Consider the following 20277-nt stretch of genomic DNA (forward strand, 5'->3'; position numbering starts at 1 on the left):
GTGATGAAAAAGGTGACATCGATTATCCTAGTTACCATGCATAATGAATACGACGGCAGCCTTATGGTTGCCGTTATTGTTTAAGAGGATATATGGACGTTACCTTTACAAGAGTCACCAACCCGCAGCAAATAGATATCGTTGTCGACCTAGCCAATATCATATGGACTGAGCATTACACCCCCATCATAGGGGCGGAGCAAGTGCACTATATGCTCACTCACATCCACTCTCCTACGACAATCACTACTGAAGTAAAAGATAGCAATATTCACTATTACCTCATTCACAAAGACGGTAAACCTGCGGGCTATGTGGGCGTAAAGCTACAACCAGAGCAACTGTTTTTAAGCAAGATTTACGTGCTTTCTAGTGAGCGAGGCAATGGGATTGGCGCACTATCGATTAACTTTATCAAGGACTTAGCCAAGTCGAACAATTTGAATAAGATCTTTCTCACCGTCAATAAATACAACGCCCACTCCATTGCTGCCTATCAGCGCATCGGCTTTGAAATAACGGAAGAGATCGTTGCGGATATTGGAGGCGGTTATGTCATGGATGATTATAAGATGGAGCTAAACCTCTAGGGTCTGTTGACCTTTTGCAATAAAACCGAAATAAACAGCCACTACTATCAGCGTACGCTGAGGCATAACTATGCCCTCATAATATCAATCGTCAAAGAGAACAAAAAATGGCAAAGCCCTTATATGTATTTGATATGGACGAAACGCTAATCAATGGCGATTGTGCAATGATCTGGAATGAATTTCTCCTAGAGAAAGGCGTAGTGCAAGACCCTAGCTTTTTGGCAGAAGATCAGCGACTGATGGAGCTTTACTCTCAAGGAAAACTTGATATGGACGAGTACCTTGAGTTTGCAATGGCACCGCTGCTACACCTGTCAAAAAAGGACGTTGATGCTTTGGTTGATGAATGTGTAGAGACTCATATCTTGAGTAGACAGTTTGATGAGTCTAAGGCTTTAATCCAGCAACTAAAGGCCGATGGCATCGATATGCTGATCATCTCAGCCACTGTGGCATTTGTAGTGGAAGCTGTTGCCAAACGCATTGGCATTAAACACAGCTTAGGCATTGATCTTGCGGAAAGTAACGGTAGATATACAGCAAAGATAGAAGGTGTGCCTAGCTATAGAGAAGGCAAGGTGACGCGCCTTGAGCAGTGGTTAACTCAAAACAAGCAGTCCTACTCAGCTATTCATTTTTATACAGATTCTATTAATGACCTCGCTCTGTGTGAGCACGCCGACCACGCCTATCTAATCAATCCTTGCCCTAGCCTTGCTGCTTTGCCAAAGCGAGACAACTGGACAACCCTCAGCTGGAAATAATCTGAGCACAAACAAAAACCCCAAGCGTTAGGCTTGGGGTCATTTATTTAGCTATCGGTTAGCTGCACTATGGTCGCTAGGTTATCAGTCAACTCGGTAGCTGATATCCCTTGCAGTTCAATAGTGAAAGACTCTTCGCCCTTTTCCACTGTGATGAATGATTGGGTATTGTCGCCGGTTATAGTGCCTTCTAGTTGGGTTAGTAACGCATCCAACTCCAAAGGCTCTGAGATATCGGTAAACAACTCACTAAGATCCAACTTATCACCTTCTGCAATTGAGAAGTCGATGATAGTGTCGGTTTCATTGAATACTCTCAGGTCTGATGGCGTCCATTCAAATGTATCGGCACCTAGACCACCAGTCATGATATCTTCACCCATACCGCCAATTAACGTGTCATCACCCGTACCACCGAGCAGTAAATCATCGCCAGAACCGCCGGTTAAGATGTCATTGCCACCTTGTCCGAATAGAATGTCATTGCCTGAACCTCCATCAAGAGCGTCATCTTTGTGAGAATCCAGAGATTGGTCAAACTCCTCAATATTTGCAGAGATATAGTCGAACATATCTTTTGCTTCAACGTCAGTTTGGAAAGCGCCAGTTTGCTCTGCTACATATTGCTGAATGGCCGAAACACCTTGGCCTTCTATGCCAGCAAAAGACACTGTATCACCAAACAAGATATCAACTCCGTCACCAGAATTAATAGTATCGGAGCCAGGATCTAGAGATGTTGCCTTTCCTAGGATGGCATCTTTAAGATCATCTACATCAACGTTGGCATCTACCTGCCCAAAACTATCAAACTTAAGCAATGTTGCTTGGTCAACACCATCACCAAGACCAATAGCCTCGACCGCTGAAATTGCAGCCAAGATAGCAAAGTAATGCTGACCTTGTTTCACTACCTCGGTGTTGTCGCTCCAGTTATCCTGGAATACAAACTTCTTACCATTGCTGTGTAGGCTAAGATAACCAACCGTCTCACCAGTATAAGGTGACACAACATTGACTTGGTCATTTTCGATAGAAGACTCGATGACAACCCGTCCATTCCAACTCACTTCCTGACCAAGTACAAAATTGTCGGGCAAGATATCAGCTAGAGAATCCACTTCCTTACTATCTTGATCGTAACCTATTAAGAACTCAGTAAGCGAAGCATTCTTAAGGCTCGTCGCCCTTGTTGGCTCACCATCGGTAATGAAGAAGGTTTGATTGGTCGCTTCGTTACCCGCCAATGCTAACGATTCAAACCACTCAATCGCAGTTTCAAATCCCGCCTCATAGTTAGTTGATGATTCCGCATTAAGTGCTCCAACTTTCGCCGCAAATTCATCTTTAGCGTCTTGTGCTGAAGTCTCAGACAGATCGATAGACACAACTTGTGCCGCACCAGTTGCAAACTCAGACAGCATCACATTAACCTTGCCAGAGTTGTCTTCCTTAGCAACGTCCACTATCTCATTGAATGCGGCAATTATCTGAGCTTTCGCCTCATCAATAACACCTCCCATGCTTCCCGAAGTGTCTAAAACAAAGGCTATGTTGTAGTTTTCACCAGCGACAACTTGGAAGTCTTGCACATCGCCAACGATTAATTCGTTAGCCTCTGTTCCTTCAATGTTGTCGGCACCATAAGACGCGGTTTGAACTTTATATTCTGAGCTCTCGATAATAAGAGGTAGCGTTGCGCTAGATGAAGCTGTTTCGCCTGTGCTCGTTTCTGTAGCGATTGCTGTGAATACTACATCGTAGTCTCCAGCCTCTGTTACGTTAGCTTTAAGCGTTGCAATATCAAGGCCTGTAATATCCACCTTACCATTTGCATCAACAACGACTTCATTGCCGTTGGTGTCTTTGATAATTGTGCCTTCAGGAAGACCTTCTAAGGTGAGGGTTAGCGTCTCACTGCCATCAGTATCCGTAAGGCCCGCACTCAAATCCCATAAGTCTACAAACTCACCCTCTACACCCTTAGCATCTGAAGATTCAAGGATTAGATTATCGACGATGGCACCATAACTATTAGCATCTGTCGATTGGAGGATTAATCGGTAATCCCCCTCTTGATCAGACGGTAAGGTCACCTGAATGTTTCGCTCCCAAGAATTATCCATGGGACTGAACTCATACAAGGTTATGGCTTCATCCATAACTGGATTGCCTTGATCATCCAGTCTTACCCAAAGGACATTTAGGTCACTATCGCCATTTTCCCAACGACGCGCGGCTGCATCAAAAGTGAAGCTATAGTAACGACCCTCTTCTACCGAAATATCGGTATAAATCGAGTTGTCGCCATTATCAGCTTCAACTTCCAAAACAAGGTTACTATCACTAGCCCCAGATCGGTAGGTAGACTCTCTACCAATCTCAACCTTATTGTCATCGTTCGCATACCAAGTGCCTAGGGTGTTATTACCCAGCACTTCACTCACATCAATATCCGAACTCCAAGACTTGCCATTAGGTAATACAGTATCTTGGAAGTTGATTGATGCTTCCGTTCTTTCTTGAAGAACCAACAGGTCAGGTTTATCAACTTCAGGGGTAATATCAATCGTAATTGAAGCCTCAGAGCTCTCAGAGTTACCATCGCTTACTGCAAAATCAAACTGGGCATAGTTTGGTTTTTGATCACCAAACCCTGAATCTGAAAAACCATCGTACCCAGACTCGTTAGCATCAGGAATAAACCTTAGGCTACCTGCGTCAATGTCAGCTTTTGATATAGAGTCATTAACACTCGCTTCCTGCCAAGCACCATTAACGAACACTTCCAGTGTACCATCAGCAGGTAATGTTTTGATGACCACTGATAGGTCTGCATCAGCGGTATCAATGTCGTCTGCGTTGAACTGATCCCAGTTGAAAATAATCGCGGTGTCTTCGGTTCCTGTGATTGAGTTGTCAGAGGCAGTTGGAGAGTCGTCGAAGCGATTCACTATAGAAGTATCAGTATGATCAGTTATGTACTTACCATCATTGGCTTGTACAGTAATATCCAGCTCAGTTAGGTTGAGCTGATCATTATTAATAGCCACGACACCGTCAGCAGTAAGCCTTACGTTGTTTCCATCTAGTACAAAGTAATTGTTACTGTTGTTCAATAGTGCGTAGGTCAGCGTATCCCCGTCAGCATCTGAGGCAGTGAAACTCGCAATGACCATATTCTCACTAACAGCATCTTCAGTAACATCAATTGCAGTGACCGTTATCTCTGGCGCGTTGTCTTTAATACGTGTGATGCCTGAAGTATCGGTGCTATCTGACTGGTAAATGCCGTCGTCCGCTTGAACGGTGATGTCCAATGACTCTAGTTCTAGCTCATCGTTGTTGATGGCTGCTACGCCTTTGTCTGTCAGAACCACATTGGTACCGTCTAGGACAAAGTAACCCTCGTCATTGTTCAGAAGCGTGTACGTCAACTCATCGCCATCCGCATCCGAAGCCACGAAGGTCGCAATGACGGTGGTGTTCGATACTGACTCTTCAGTGACATCTTTTGCTGTTACCGTGATTTCTGGAGCGTTGTCGCTAATGCGCGTAATGTCTGAGGTATCGGTGTGGTCTGATTGATAAGTACCATCATCGGCTTGAACGGTGATGTCCAACGACTCTAGATCTAGCTGATCGTTGTTGATGGCTGCGACACCGGCGTCCGTTAGAACCACAGTGGTACCGTCTAGGACAAAGTAACCCTCGTCATTGTTCAGAAGCGTGTACGTCAGCTCATCGCCATCAGCATCTGTTGCCACAAAGGTCGCAATGACTGTGGTGTTAGATACTGACTCTTCTGTCACATCAACAGCAGTGACTGTGATTTCCGGTGCATTATCGTTCACACGAGTAATGTCTGAGGTATCGGTGTGGTCTGATTGATAAGTACCATCATCGGCTTGAACCGTGATGTCCAACGACTCTAGATCTAGCTGATCATTGTTGATGGCTGCGACACCCGCATCCGTTAGAACAACGTTAGTGCCATCCAGTACGAAGTAACCCTCGTCATTGTTCAGAAGCGTGTAAATTAACTCGTCGCCATCGGCATCTGAAGCCTCGAAGGTCGCGATGACGGTGGTATTAGATACTGACTCTTCAGTGACATCCTTCGCTGTTACAGTGATTTCCGGTGCGTTGTCATTAACGCGCGTAATGTCTGAGGTATCAGTGTGGTCTGATTGATAAGTGCCGTCATCCGCTTGCACCGTGATATCCAACGACTTCAGGTCTAGCTTATCATTGTTGATGGCTGCAACACCTGCATCGGTCAGAACCACATTGGTGCCGTCCAGTACGAAATAACCGTCATCGTTGTTTAATAACGAGTAAGTCAGATCATCGCCATCGACGTCCGAAGCCTCGAACGTTGCTATCACTGTAGTGTTCAATACTGACTCTTCCTCTACATCCTTCGCCGTTACTGTGATTTCTGGAGCATTATCGTTCACACGAGTGATATCAGAGGTATCGGTGTGGTCTGATTGATAAGTACCATCATCCGCCTGAACCGTGATGTCCAGCGACTCTAGATCTAGCTCATCATTGTTGATGGCTGCCACACCGGCGTCCGTTAGAACGACGTTGGTGCCATCCAGTACGAAGTAACCTGCATCGTTGTTCAGAAGCGTGTAAGTTAACTCATCACCATCGGCATCTGTTGCCACGAAGGTCGCAATGACGGTGGTATTAGATACTGACTCTTCAGTGACATCCTTCGCTGTTACCGTGATTTCCGGTGCGTTGTCATTAACGCGCGTAATGTCTGCAGTGTCAGTACTGTCGGATTGGTAAGTACCATCATCCGCCTGAACCGTGATGTCCAACGACTCTAGATCTAGCTCATCATTATTGATAGCGGCCACACCGGCGTCCGTTAGTACGACGTTGGTGCCATCTAGGACAAAGTAACCGTTATCGTTATTTAGTAGCGAGTAAGTCAGCTCATCGCCATCCGCATCCGAAGCCACGAACGTCGCGATGACGGTGGTGTTAGTGACTGACTCTTCCTCTATGTCCTTCGCCGTTACAGTGATTTCCGGTGCGTTGTCATTAACGCGCGCAATGTTTGAGGTATCGGTGTGGTCTGATTGATAAGTGCCGTCGTCCGCTTGAACGGTGATGTCCAATGACTCTAGATCTAGCTCATCGTTGTTGATGGCTGCGACACCTACATCGGTCAGAACCACATTAGTACCGTCTAGGACAAAGTAGCCATTATCGTTATTTAATAGCGTGTAAGTGAGCTCATCACCGTCGGCATCTGTTGCCACGAACGTCGCAATGACGGTGGTGTTCGATACTGACTCTTCCTCTATGTCCTTCGCCGTTACTGTGATTTCTGGAGCGTTGTCGTTTACACGCGTAATGTCTGAGGTATCGGTGCTGTCAGATTGGTAAGTGCCGTCGTCTGCTTGAACGGTGATGTCCAATGACTCTAGATCTAGCTCATCGTTGTTGATGGCGGCCACACCTGCATCGGTCAGAACCACATTAGTACCGTCTAGGACAAAGTAGCCATTATCGTTATTTAATAGCGTGTAAGTCAGATCGTCGCCATCCGCATCTGTTGCCACGAACGTCGCAATGACGGTGGTGTTCGATACTGACTCTTCCTCTACATCCTTCGCCGTTACTGTGATTTCTGGAGCATTGTCGTTTACACGCGTAATGTCTGAGGTATCAGTGTGGTCTGATTGGTGAGTGCCGTCGTCCGCTTGAACCGTGATGTCCAACGACTCTAGATCTAGCTCATCGTTGTTGATGGCCGCAACACCCGCATCCGTTAGAACTACATTGGTGCCGTCCAGTACGAAGTAGCCATTATCGTTATTTAATAGCGTGTACGTCAGATCATCGCCATCCGCATCTGTTGCCACGAACGTCGCAATGACGGTGGTGTTCGATACTGACTCTTCCTCTACATCCTTCGCCGTTACTGTGATTTCTGGAGCGTTGTCGTTTACACGCGTAATGTCTGAGGTATCGGTGTGGTCTGATTGATAAGTGCCGTCGTCCGCTTGAACCGTGATGTCCAACGACTCTAGATCTAGCTCATCGTTGTTGATGGCGGCAACACCTGCATCCGTTAGAACGACGTTGGTGCCATCCAGTACGAAGTAACCTGCATCGTTGTTCAAAAGCGTGTACGTCAGATCATCACCGTCCGCATCCGAAGCCACGAAGGTTGCAATGACAGTGGTGTTCGATACTGATTCTTCGGTCACATCCTTCGCCGTTACCGTGATTTCCGGTGCGTTGTCGTTCACGCGCGCAATGTTTGAGGTATCGGTGTGGTCTGATTGATAAGTGCCGTCGTCCGCTTGAACGGTGATGTCCAATGACTCTAGATCTAGCTGATCGTTGTTGATGGCTGCGACACCCGCATCCGTTAGAACGACGTTGGTGCCATCCAGTACGAAGTAACCTGCATCGTTGTTTAAAAGCGTGTACGTCAGCTCATCGCCGTCCGCATCCGAAGCCACGAACGTCGCGATGACGGTGCTGTTTGATACTGACTCTTCCTCTACATCCTTCGCCGTTACTGTGATTTCTGGAACGTTGTCGTTAATGCGCGTAATGTCTAAGGTATCGGTGTGGTCTGATTGATAAGTGCCGTCGTCCGCCTGAACCGTGATGTCCAGCGACTCTAGATCTAGCTCATCGTTGTTGATGGCTGCAACACCCGCATCCGTTAGAACCACATTGGTACCGTCCAGTACGAAGTAGCCATTATCGTTATTTAATAGCGTGTACGTCAGATCATCGCCATCCGCATCTGTTGCCACGAACGTCGCAATGACGGTGGTGTTCGATACTGACTCTTCCTCTACATCCTTCGCCGTTACCGTAATCTCAGGCGCGTTATCGTTCACACGAGTGATATCAGAGGTATCAGTGTGGTCTGATTGGTGAGTGCCGTCGTCTGCTTGAACGGTGATGTCCAATGACTCTAGATCTAGCTGATCGTTGTTGATGGCTGCGACACCTACATCGGTCAGAACCACATTAGTACCGTCTAGGACAAAGTAGCCATTATCGTTATTCAGAAGCGTGTAAGTCAGATCATCGCCATCAGCATCTGTTGCCATGAAGGTCGCAATGACGGTGGTGTTAGATACTGACTCTTCTGTCACATCAACAGCAGTGACTGTGATTTCCGGTGCGTTGTCGTTCACACGAGTGATATCAGAGGTATCAGTGTGGTCTGATTGGTAAGTGCCATCGTCCGCTTGAACCGTGATGTCCAATGACTCTAGATCTAGCTCATCGTTGTTGATAGCGGCCACACCTACATCGGTCAGTACCACATTGGTGCCATCTAGGACAAAGTAACCGTCATCGTTGTTTAATAACGAGTAAGTCAGATCATCACCGTCGGCATCTGTTGCCACGAACGTCGCGATGACCGTGGTGTTCGATACTGACTCTTCCTCTACATCCTTCGCCGTTACTGTGATTTCTGGAGCGTTGTCGTTAATGCGCGTGATGTCTGAAGTATCGGTGCTTTCTGATTGATAAGTACCATCATCGGCTTGCACAGTGATGTCCAGAGACTCTAGATCTAGCTCATCATTATTGATGGCCGCAACACCCGCATCCGTTAGAACGACGTTGGTGCCATCCAGTACGAAGTAGCCATTATCGTTATTCAGAAGCGAGTAAGTTAGATCGTCGCCATCGGCATCTGTTGCCACGAACGTCGCAATCACTGTAGTGTTCGATACCGATTCTTCCGTCACATCAACAGCAGTGACTGTGATTTCTGGCGCATCGTTTTGCGGCTCAACCGTCACCACTACTTCTGCAGAAGACTCCAATCCATCTTCGTCTTTGATGACATAAATAATCTTCACTTCGCCATTAAAATCTTCCGCAGGCGTAAACTCAACTTTGCCGTCGACAATCTCAACCGTGCCTTGTGATGGGTCGGCTAATGTGACGTCTTCCAGAGTAATTTCATCGCCATCGATGTCTGAGTCATTCTCAAGTACATCGATAACAACAGGTGTGTCTTCTTGGATTGATATGACGTCGTCGACTGCGTTCGGTGCATCATTGACCGGTACAACAACGACAACGGCAGTTGCGCTATCTTCGTTGCCACTGCCATCTTTGATGGTGTATTCGATTTCAGCTTCGCCATTGAAATCTTTGGCTGGCTTGAAGTAGTAGCTGCCATCTGGATTTTGGTGAACAGTACCTTGGTCTGCGGGTACGGAAATATCGACGATCTCTATATCATCAGGATTAATAAAATCGTTTTCTAATAAATCTAGGGTGACGTTCTGGTCTTCTAGTGTTTCTAAAAGGTCATCAACCGCGGTAGGAATAACAATTTTATCATTTTGAGAGTCAGATTCGGAATCGCTGCTTGGCGGTAGGATAGTGTTAGCATCACTGACGAACTGTGTGATGGCACTTTCTTGTTCTTCGGTGAATAGATAGCTTGAAAAGCCTTCAGTATCAAAAGTAGTTTGCGCAATAGTTTCAGCATTATCACGATCAACAGCGCCTGTTGCTGTTAGGCTTGAGCCCGATGGGTCACCTGAGCTTGGTTCTGAGCCTTCCAATTGAGAAGGATCATCGCCTTGTTTAACATTATTGATGACGTTTTCGGCATCAATATTGTTCAGCGCACCGTCTTTAGCCTGAGATATCTTTAGTTGACTAACGAGATCCTCGGAAACCGTAACGGCATTGTCACCAACAGAAAGGACAACCTCTCCATTTTGCGGAGTATACCCTTCCGATGCCAACTTTAAATTACCATTCGCGTCGATAACTAACCACGCGTCTCCAAGAATCACTTCTTGAGCAAATGAGATACTATCCATGTCTTCTCCCGCTAAACTTCTTTATTAGCTTTTGTATGTATATTGTGCAGATCCTTCGCACTTGTTCGAAATTTACCATGCAGCAGTCAATAACTCTATTGTAAATTTCTATTAACAAATGATTTTTATGAAAAATGCAGCATATGTGCTAGTAGACGCAGTGATTTATGTCAGACAAGTAATAACCGACTCATAAATCCATAATCAGAACTAATATTGCGATGTGACTTATACAGTTTTTGTTACGAGGAATTTGCACAAAAAAATCACATGCAAGGTTTGGTGAAAGCAGATAAATGAGGGGAAAGGTTCCGAATTAGATAAGATCAAAAAAGCCAGCATCTAAAATGCTGGCTTGAGACAAATTCCGTTTTTGGTATCACACTAGTTTCATTTCTTGAATAATATCGGATGCAATTTCCGGTTTAGTACTAGTTGGCTTTTCGTGAAGATCAGACTTTAGTTGTCCTTTACGGTTACGAAGGCCTGTTTCTAGCTTCTTAAGTGCCCCAGCAATCGCCGGATACATTACGTCATTATTTGACTTCGCTGAAACTCTTACACCTTCATAGTTGGTGAAGATCTCTACCTCGTGTTCCCCATGTTCTTTGGTGATAATGATATCGCAGCTGATTAGTTGCGGAAAATGACTTGCTACCTTATCGAATTTCCCTTCAATCTCTTTGCGTGAATCTTCGGTAATTGATACATGATGCGTCTGAACATTTACTTTCATTGATTATACCTTTCTTATCACTCTGTAACTTAAACGTAGCAAACGACTGGCACTTCCACCAACAAAACTCCAAGACATCTGTGATTGGCTTCCCTGATATAAAATAATCTTAACTTTACCCCTTGAATATCACTTCACTAGACAGAATATGTTTGTCACCAGAGATCGCCGGTCTCTTCATTTCTATCTACTGAGCCTCAAATCACCCCCCCTGCAAAAGTGTAACAAAACATATCTCTCCTTTGATTCCCGTAAGTGATTACTTCAGAAGCGATAAGAATATCGAGCGAGTTCAAAAACGGATCACATGTCGGAATTTTTCGACTATCTTTGATTCGGTTAATGAACCGTTCAGCCCTTGTCATCGAGCAAATAGTCATACTATATAAGGGAAATCAGCCACATAGTTGACAAGAAAATATCCGTGCTCAAACATAGAAATGAGCATCGTTTTATCGAAGCCAACCGCGAAGAAATACTTCGTAGGCTCATATAAACATTGCTATTTTTTAATCAATACTTTGCATAAGGAAACGCTAGACCTGCGGAGGGCGTCACAAAATGAACAAATTTGTGAAATGACAATCGTGATCTTTAGTTAATTGTATTACAATAAGCTTTATAAAAATTTTATTTGTTCCCCCAAACACATTTTACGGGAGTTCGTATGAGCAACGACAAAGCGCTTGATGCTATCAGAAAGATGAAGCTTGAGAATGATACCTCAGCGGGTAACTTGGTAGACCTTCTACCGATCGAAGTTCAAAAAAGAGACTTTGACCTTTCTTTTCTAGACAACCTATCTGAAGCACGTCCACGTCTTCTAGTACAAGGTGCAAACCTAGCTGAATTTAAAGCGAAGGTTAAAGAAGACCCTTCTTTCTGCATGTACGATGATTTCATCAAGAACTCTACTGAGAAGTTCTATGAAACAGCACCATTCGAAGAGCCACAGCCATACCCTGCAGAAACTGTAGGTAAAGCATCTCTTTGGCGTCCTTACTGGCGTCAAATGTACGTTGACTGCCAAATGGCACTTAACGCGACTCGTAACCTAGCAATCGCTGGTGTCGTTAACGAAGACGAAGACCTAATTGCTAAAGCTAAAGCTTGGACTCTTAAGCTAGCTTCATACGATCCAGATGGCGTAACTTCTCGTGGCTACAACGATGAAGCGGCTTTCCGCGTAGTTGCTGCTATGGCTTGGGGTTACGACTGGCTAAACGCTCACTTCACTGACGAAGAGCGTGAAATCGTTAAGAATGCACTGATCACTCGTCTAGACGAAATCATGCACCACCTGAAAGTGACCGTTGATCTACTAAACAACCCACTAAACAGCCACGGTGTTCGTTCTATCTCTTCTGCTATCATCCCAACGTGTATCGCGCTTTACCACGATCACCCGAAAGCAGGCGAGTACATTGCATACGCACTAGAATACTACGCAGTACACTACCCACCATGGGGCGGTGAAGACGGCGGTTGGGCTGAAGGTCCTGACTACTGGAACACGCAAACAGCATTCCTAGGCGAAGCATTCGACCTACTGAAAGCCTACTGTGGCGTAGACATGTTTAACAAAACATTCTACGAAAACACAGGTGACTTCCCACTATACTGCATGCCTGTTCACTCTAAGCGCGCAAGCTTCTGTGACCAGTCTTCAATTGGTGATTTCCCAGGTCTAAAACTGGCTTACAACATCAAGCACTACGCAGGTGTTAACCAGAAGCCTGAGTACGTTTGGTACTACAACCAACTTAAAGGTCGTGATACTGAAGCGCACACAAAATTCTACAACTTCGGTTGGTGGGACTTCGGCTACGACGATCTTCGCTTCAACATCCTTTGGGATGCTCCAGAAGAGAAAGCACCGTCAAACGATCCATTGTTGAAAGTATTCCCAATCACTGGTTGGGCTGCATTCCACAACAAGATGACTGAGCGTGAAAACCACATCCACATGGTATTCAAGTGTTCTCCGTTTGGCTCTATCAGCCACTCTCACGGTGACCAAAACGCGTTCACTCTACACGCATTTGGCGAAACTCTAGCTGCAATCACCGGTTACTACGGTGGTTTCGGTGTAGACATGCACACTAAATGGCGTCGTAAAACGTTCTCTAAGAACCTGCCTCTATTCGGTGGCGAAGGTCAATACGGTGAGAACAAGAACACTGGCTACGAAGGTCACCAAGATCGCTTCTGTATCGAAGCTGGCGGTACCATCACAGACTACGACACAGAATCTGATGTGAAGATGGTTGAAGGTGATGCGACGGCTTCTTACAAGTACTTCGTTCCTGAAATCGAGTCTTACAAGCGTAAGATCTGGTTCGTACAAGGTAAAGTATTCGTAATGCAAGACAAGGCAACGCTTTCTGAAGAGAAAGACATGACTTGGCTAATGCACACGACTTTCGCAAACGAAGTGGCTGATAAGTCTTTCACTATCCGTGGCGAAGTAGCGCACCTAGACGTGAACTTCATCAACGAGTCTGCTGACAACATCACTTCAGTGAAGAACGTTGAAGGCTTCGGCGAAGTTGACCCATACGAGTACAAAGATCTTGAAATCCACCGTCACGTTGAAGTGGAATTCAAGCCTTCTAAAGAGCACAACATCCTTACTCTTCTAGTTCCTAATAAGAACGAAGGCGAGCAAGTTGAAGTGTCTCACAAGCTTGTAGGCAACACGCTAGAACTCACTGTTGATGGCGAGACAGTAACTATCGAGCTGTAATAGCTTGATATAATCCCCCCAAACGCTTAAATCCCAGAGTGACTCCCCCTCACTCTGGGATTTTTTTATGCCCCATCCCTAATTTCATACACATCTTCATGCTAACCCACCCCACCAAATCCCATTATCGGGATTGAAGTTCTTAATTTTTTATATTTACGGAATCAATAGCTAGGCGTACTATTCTTCTTGTCGGCAGGGAATGCGGAATATCAACTTTAAATTAATCTATAAAGGTGAACGTATGAAAACCCTATCAACACTATTAATTACAACTCTATTTGTCACTCCTGCTGTATTTGCAGCGAATCAAGACACGACTCAAATCACAGACCAACAAACCACAAGTTCGTTTATGGACTACAGCCAAAAAACTGGCGGTGGATACACTTGGGAAGATCCTAGTGATAAAACCGGTGGCAACTTTGCTTGGGTAGACCCTAGCGAGAAAAGTGGCGGCGGCTATACATGGGAAGACCCTAGTGACAAAACCGGTGGTAGCTTTGCATGGGTAGACCCTAGCGAGAAGAGCGGTGGCGGATACACTTGGGAAGATCCTAGTGACAAAACCGGTGGTAGCTTTGCATGGGTAGACCCTAGCGAGAAGAGCGGTGGCGGATACACTTGGGAAGACCCAAGCGACAAAACCGGTGGTAGTTTTGTCGGCGATGAAGACGGTAAACGCAACGGTGGTCGTTTCTCGTAACCCTTTACACTCGATTTTCTAGGCAAATAAACTCGCACCCTCAGCGTCTGTAATGTATTTTTATAACAGATACTTACAGACGTTGTATGGAACATGGCACGTAACCTAGATGACTTCTACCTATTTTGTCAGGTAGTAAAACTTGGCAGCATGAAAGCCGCAAGTGAAGAGCTCGAAATTCCTCTTTCGACTATCAGTCGACGCATTGCTTACTTGGAAGAACAAGTAAGGTCTCCCCTATTTATCCGTTCTAAAGCCAGCCTTAAACCCACTAACACGGGCAGGCAGTACTACGAACGTCTGTCTTCTCATTTTACTAGCCTTTGCGATGAGCTAGAAAACATCAATAGTGATAAAGACGATGTGTCTGGACGGGTAACCATTGATTGTACTGACTTTGTTTATCAGTATTTCATTAAAGATAAAATGGAAAACCTGCTTCGCAAATATCCAAAACTAAAACTCAAGTTTATTCCTGCTTCTGATACCTCAACTTTAGATCCTGACGCAGATATAGGCGTATTGGTGGGAGATCTTCCCGACAGCAATTTAGTCGCAAAAAAACTAATGTCTATTAACGTCAGAGTCGTTGCTTCGCCTACGTTTTTAAGGTCACCTCCAACAACATTGGCGCAACTCAAAGAGATTGATTATGTTGGTCACCTTCAGCATCAATCAATCACTGGCTACAACAAGAAAACACATAACCTCGAAACGGTTAAACTCTACCCAAAAATATCCTTGGCCAGCGCTGAATCCGTAGTACAGATGGCGGAAAATGGCTTGGGGTTCGCCTTTGTATCTGAATACTTTGCAGAGCAAGCCCTGAAAAGAGGTAGCTTGATCGAGTGGCTGCCCGACTATGATTTCTCTCATCGCGATATCTCCTTGGTGTATCGACACAGAACGCGTAAAACCAATGCCCAGCAGGTGGTCATCGAGGCTATTCTCGCCGAGTTTAAAGACTACAAAAGTAGGCTTACTCAACAATAAGAACAGATAATTATCTCCATCACAGAAACCATGGAAAATATAAGGATATTCTCTGATGTGAGAGCTTTCCTACACTCTTTCTTTGTAAAAGTGTCTATTATTGAAAGTGTTACTAAAGGAACAGGGTGCCGTTATGAAATACAAACATATACTAGTCGCACTAGAGCTCGCGGAAGACAGCAAGGTGCTTATTGATAGAGCTGCCGTTCTGGCAAAGATACTCGACGCTGAGGTTTCATTTATTCACATTGATGGATCGCACGGAGAGATTTACCCAGATTTGGTGGATATCCAGGTGGATGAACAAGAACCTCCCATCAAACGTGCTTCTCTAGAGCAGTTGAAACAACTCACAGAGTATACCGACCAGCCGATCAAGCACTTCCTCATTGGAACAGGAGACCTAAGCGATAAGCTTCCTGACACCATCGCAAGTTACGGCTGTGATCTCTTGATCTGTGGGCATCACCATGACTTCTGGAGCCGTATAATTTCCTACTCCAAACACCTGATTCACAACTCACCAGTAGATATCTTAGTTGTGCCATTGGGTGAAAGTAACTAGTTTCATTAATCTAACTCTACAAGCAAAAAGCCTCTGAAGTCAGAAACTTGAGAGGTTTTCTTTTATTCATCGTACCTTAAATACACGAAATGAAAGAGTTCACTTCCCAACGAAATGATGAATTGAATATTAAATTGCCAATAACAGCTAAAATCTTAATAGACAGAGCAGTCATCGTAGCAATCTAACTTTTACTCTCAGTCTTCATAGCAATCACTTGCTATCTTGCTTTCACAATTAGCTAGCTGCGAGCAAAGGATTAATTTGATGAACTTTTTATTTAGAATGATTACGGGGCAGTATAGGCTTATATGGCTATGTGCTATCGCCTATTCGGCACTCTTCAACTTTTCATTCTTCAAGCACTTCACCGATGCCTTCCCTACAAGTGAGGGAAACACCGGATTCTTGATCAGTGTCGTCGTATTTTTGATTGCCGCTCATGCTCTCGTATTTTCTATCTTAGGTGGGCGACTGTTTACCAAGTTAGTCCTAATAATTGGCTTCTTGATTGGCGCCTCAGCCGCCTATTTTTCATGGACCTACGGCATCGTCGTTGACACTGTGATGCTACGAAACATCATAGAAACAGACAGCAGTGAAGCATTTGGTTTGCTCTCAGCACAGCTTGTTATTGTGATGCTGTTAGGGGCTCTAGTACCCGCTTATCTTGTCTACAAAGCACCTGTGGGCTATCAAGGTATTCTTAAAGAAATACGAGCTAAGCTGTTCTCTATCATGCTCGCAGTTGTGATGATTGCAGGGGCCTTGGTGCCTTACAGCGCAAACTACGCCTCATTCTTTCGTGAATACAAAAGCGTTAGATTCTATTCTGCGCCTCTTTTTCCTCTCTACTCGGTAGGCAAATACTTTGGCAAAAGCCATGTCAGCCCACTTAAGCCTGAATCGGAAATGTTCAATGTGGCCCCTGATGCCAAGATAGAGCATAGCGATCCAAACCAACACGACCTGATAGTGCTGATTGTGGGAGAAACAGGGCGCGCCGATCACTTCTCTTTGAATGGCTATAAACGCCAAACTAATCCAAGACTGAGTAAACGCAAGGGTGTTATCAGCTTCACTCACATGACTAGTTGCGGCACCTCCACTGCTGTGTCTGTGCCGTGTATGTTCTCTCCCGATCCCAGAGATGAGTTTGACAGTAAGTCCATCTACAACAAACTCAATGCCTTAGACGCGCTACATGAAAATAATGTTGCTGTACTTTGGAGAGACAACAATTCCAGCTCTAAGGGGGTTGCGGAACGCGTTGATTATCAGTCATTTAAGTCTTCTGATCTCAATACCATCTGCGACCCTGAATGTAGAGATACTGGAATGCTGGTTGGTCTGGATGACTATGTCGATAAGCACCCAAATCAAGATATCGTTATTGTGTTGCATGCGATGGGCAGTCATGGACCGGAGTACTTTAAACGCTACCCTCAAGTCTTTGAACACTTCACTCCTGTATGTAAAAGCAATCAATTGGATAAGTGCTCAAGCGAAGATATAATCAATGCCTACGATAACACCATGCTATTTACTGACTTCTTCATTGACAGCAGCATTGATTGGTTAGATCAGTATTCAGACAGATACAAAACCTCACTGCTTTACGTTGCCGATCACGGTGAATCTTTAGGAGAAAACGATATCTACTTGCATGGAATGCCGTTCGCCTTTGCACCAGAGGCTCAAAAACACGTTGCGGCAGTCGCTTGGCTAAATGACTCATCGACCTTCAAGTATCAAGATGTCATCAAAAACAAAGACGTTCCCTTCACCCAGGACAATTTTTACTGCTCGGTATTATCGCTACTCGATGTCAAAACAAGCTATTGCCCTCATGAGAAATCAATTTTCTTCGAGCATCATGAAAAGCAGTGAAAGTAATGGGCAGTAATTTGTTGATTTCACCGTGTTTTTAGCCAGAGAGCGCTAGATAGGATTGCGCTTGATGGGTTTAACCATTCAAATGAGAGTATGAGCATCTCTATAGCTTGATTACACTCTCCACTGAACCTCGCCCCATAATTGATTAAGCCACAATTATGGGGCAGTTCGACCTACAAAGTTAACGCCTTGAGCGTTTTTATGGTCTTCTTGACCTTCATTTCTTATTGAAAAGTCCACACCTGAGACTCCCTTTGCCCTAGCTAGTTTGCTGGGGCTTTTTTTCATCTCAACATCCTAAATCTAAATTATTCATCTAGATGATGACACTCTGACTAATTGCTCTCAAAACAAGCCTAATTGACCATATATACGCACGATTCTAATACTCCAAAAGGAGTAAATAGAACAAATTTCACTTTAATTCTTACTCCCTTTCATACATCAAAACCAAATAAAACAATCACTTAACTAACACCACAGATTAAGTGAGGATTCAGTCATTCAAAGTGCATTGTTTGATTCTAAATTACCTCGTTAAAGTTGCCTCACTCACTGACGAGGTGAGTTAATTTTTAAGTCAATTCAAGCGATACGCCACTGTTTGGCTACCTATTTTAGAATTTAGAAAGTGATTTAGTTATGAGCATAATTTCAGATTTATTTAACTTATCACCATTTATAGCTTTATTTATTACTCTCTCTTTAGGTTACCTAGTAGGTAAGATCACTATTGGACGCTTCGTTCTTGGTGGTGTTGCAGGAACACTATTGATGGGCGTAGTTGTGGGCCAATTTGGTGTAGACATCGACCCAGGCGTGAAGAGCATCTTCTTTGCTTTATTTATCTACGCTGTTGGTTATCAGGGCGGAGCACAATTCTTCAAAGCCCTTAACTTTAAAACCATTAACATTCTGCTGTCAGCAGTAGTGATGACGGTATCAGGCCTTTTATGTGTCTTGGCAGCAGCATGGCTGTTTGACCTAGACCGTGGGACTGCTGCAGGCCTTGCTGCCGGTGGTTTGACTCAATCTGCAATCATAGGTACTGCTGGTGATGCGATTGGACGCCTTGGTGGCTTGACCGAAGAAGCTAAACACCTAATGCAAACCAACGTTGCTGTGGGTTATGCGGTGACATATATCTTTGGCTCACTAGGTCCAATCCTAATGGTAACTTGGGTATTCCCAACACTGATGAAGTGGGATATCCGCGCTGAAGCTATCAAAATGGCAGAAGCGAATTCAGATGGTCAGCAAGCTCTAGGTGAAGGCGAATTTAACGCTCTAACCAAACTAGAAACTCGCGCTTTTAAGATTGATAGCGAAAGCTCTCTTAAAAACAAAACCATTGCCAACATCAATCAAGACTCAATCAATGCCCGCATTGAAATCATCGAGCGAGATGGCAAAGAACTTGATGCAGATAGATACAGCGTTGTTCAAGAAGGTGATGTTCTCGTCATCACTGGCACTCGAGATGCTATCTACAAAGTACAACACGCTGCCATTGGCGAAGAAGTAGTGCTTCCAGCTGACTATCAAGTCATCGAAGAAAACCGCCAACTTATTGCAGACAACAAAAAGCTGATTGGTCGCACACTAAGCGATATACGTTCAGAGGCCAATGATGGCACTTACCGCGGCGTTTATGTCACTGACTACATCCGCGAAGGCAGTTCTATCGCAGTAACTCCGGATCTAGTGGTTCAGAAAAACGATGTTATTCAGCTAACAGGTTCAGCTAAAGACATTAACCGTGTTGAGAAAAACATCGGTAAACGCATGAACACAAGTGCGATGACAGATTTCGTTATTCTTGGCATGGGTATGGTTGTAGGCCTTCTAATTGGCCTAATCAGCTTCAAGATTGCGGGTATCCCAGTGACCATTGGTTCTGGTGCAGGCTGTCTGATCTCTGGTTTGCTTGTCGGTTGGCTACGTAGCCGCAACCCACATGTTGCTCAGTTCCCAACATCAGCTGCAGCGTTTATTCGTGACTTTGGTCTAGCAGCATTTGTCGGCATCGTTGGTCTAGAGGCTGGTCCTCAAGCTGTTGATACTATTAAAGAACACGGCATGAGCCTACTGTTTCTAGGTATGGCAGTAACCATTATTCCGCAAATTATTTCGTTCTTCTTCTCTTACTATGTGTTGAGAATTAAGAACCCAATTGAAGCACTAGGATGTGTGACTGGTGGCCGCAGTGCAAACCCTGCATTCGCAGCCCTAATGGAAAAAACAGGTAATGCAACACCAGTATTTACCTTCACCGTCACTTATGCGGTAGCAAACGTTCTGCTTACGCTCTGGGGACCAATTATCGTCGGCATTATTACTGTAAACGCCGGCATGTAAATAACCCAATTATTCAAGACTGATCCCTGACCATGAACTCAAGGGAGGGGATCGTCTTACCCAAACAAAATTCA

10 protein-coding genes are annotated in these 20277 nt (G+C 44.8%); 8 read left to right on the plus strand and 2 right to left on the minus strand.

The window, feature by feature from the left end; all coding sequences use genetic code 11:
* Positions 1-92: 92 nt before the first annotated feature.
* Both A6E01_RS18490 and A6E01_RS18495 read left to right on the plus strand, forming a co-directional pair.
* Positions 93-590: a GNAT family N-acetyltransferase gene (locus A6E01_RS18490; protein ID WP_017030165.1), complete on the plus strand. Its 498-nt coding sequence runs from the start codon at positions 93-95 to the stop codon at positions 588-590.
* Between the two features lie 107 nt (positions 591-697).
* Positions 698-1357 (plus strand): HAD family hydrolase, encoded by a 660-nt coding sequence (locus A6E01_RS18495; RefSeq protein WP_065210959.1) that lies wholly within the window; start codon positions 698-700, stop codon positions 1355-1357.
* A gap of 47 nt (positions 1358-1404) precedes the next feature.
* On the opposite strand, the gene A6E01_RS18500 is transcribed toward A6E01_RS18495, so the two are convergent.
* Complete coding sequence (locus A6E01_RS18500; protein ID WP_065210960.1) at positions 1405-10203, minus strand: tandem-95 repeat protein; 8799 nt, start codon at positions 10201-10203, stop codon at positions 1405-1407.
* A 379-nt stretch (positions 10204-10582) separates the two neighbouring features.
* A complete protein-coding gene (gene hpf, locus A6E01_RS18505; protein WP_017026996.1) occupies positions 10583-10939 on the minus strand; it encodes a ribosome hibernation-promoting factor, HPF/YfiA family in 357 nt (118 codons plus the stop codon).
* A gap of 667 nt (positions 10940-11606) precedes the next feature.
* On the opposite strand from hpf, the gene A6E01_RS18510 reads away from it, so the two are divergent.
* The 6 genes from A6E01_RS18510 to aspT all read left to right on the plus strand — a co-directional run bounded on the left by A6E01_RS18510 (position 11607) and on the right by aspT (position 20203).
* On the plus strand, positions 11607-13685 hold the full coding sequence (locus A6E01_RS18510; protein WP_065210961.1) for a DUF4962 domain-containing protein: 2079 nt from the start codon (positions 11607-11609) through the stop codon (positions 13683-13685).
* Positions 13686-13929: 244 nt separating this feature from the next.
* Entirely contained in the window at positions 13930-14391 is a 462-nt protein-coding gene (locus tag A6E01_RS18515; RefSeq protein WP_065210962.1) for a hypothetical protein, read from the plus strand.
* Between the two features lie 93 nt (positions 14392-14484).
* Positions 14485-15384, plus strand: a complete 900-nt coding sequence (locus A6E01_RS18520) for a LysR family transcriptional regulator (RefSeq protein WP_065210963.1) — start codon at positions 14485-14487, stop codon at positions 15382-15384.
* 133 nt (positions 15385-15517) lie between these two features.
* A complete protein-coding gene (locus A6E01_RS18525; protein ID WP_065210964.1) occupies positions 15518-15949 on the plus strand; it encodes a universal stress protein in 432 nt (143 codons plus the stop codon).
* Between the two features lie 267 nt (positions 15950-16216).
* Positions 16217-17839, plus strand: a complete 1623-nt coding sequence (locus tag A6E01_RS18530; protein ID WP_017243751.1) for a phosphoethanolamine transferase — start codon at positions 16217-16219, stop codon at positions 17837-17839.
* Between the two features lie 648 nt (positions 17840-18487).
* A complete protein-coding gene (gene aspT, locus A6E01_RS18535) occupies positions 18488-20203 on the plus strand; it encodes an aspartate-alanine antiporter (RefSeq protein ID WP_017243752.1) in 1716 nt (571 codons plus the stop codon).
* Positions 20204-20277: the final 74 nt, after the last annotated feature.

It is taken from the genome of Vibrio breoganii (assembly GCF_001677275.1).
Lineage (GTDB): Bacteria > Pseudomonadota > Gammaproteobacteria > Enterobacterales > Vibrionaceae > Vibrio > Vibrio breoganii.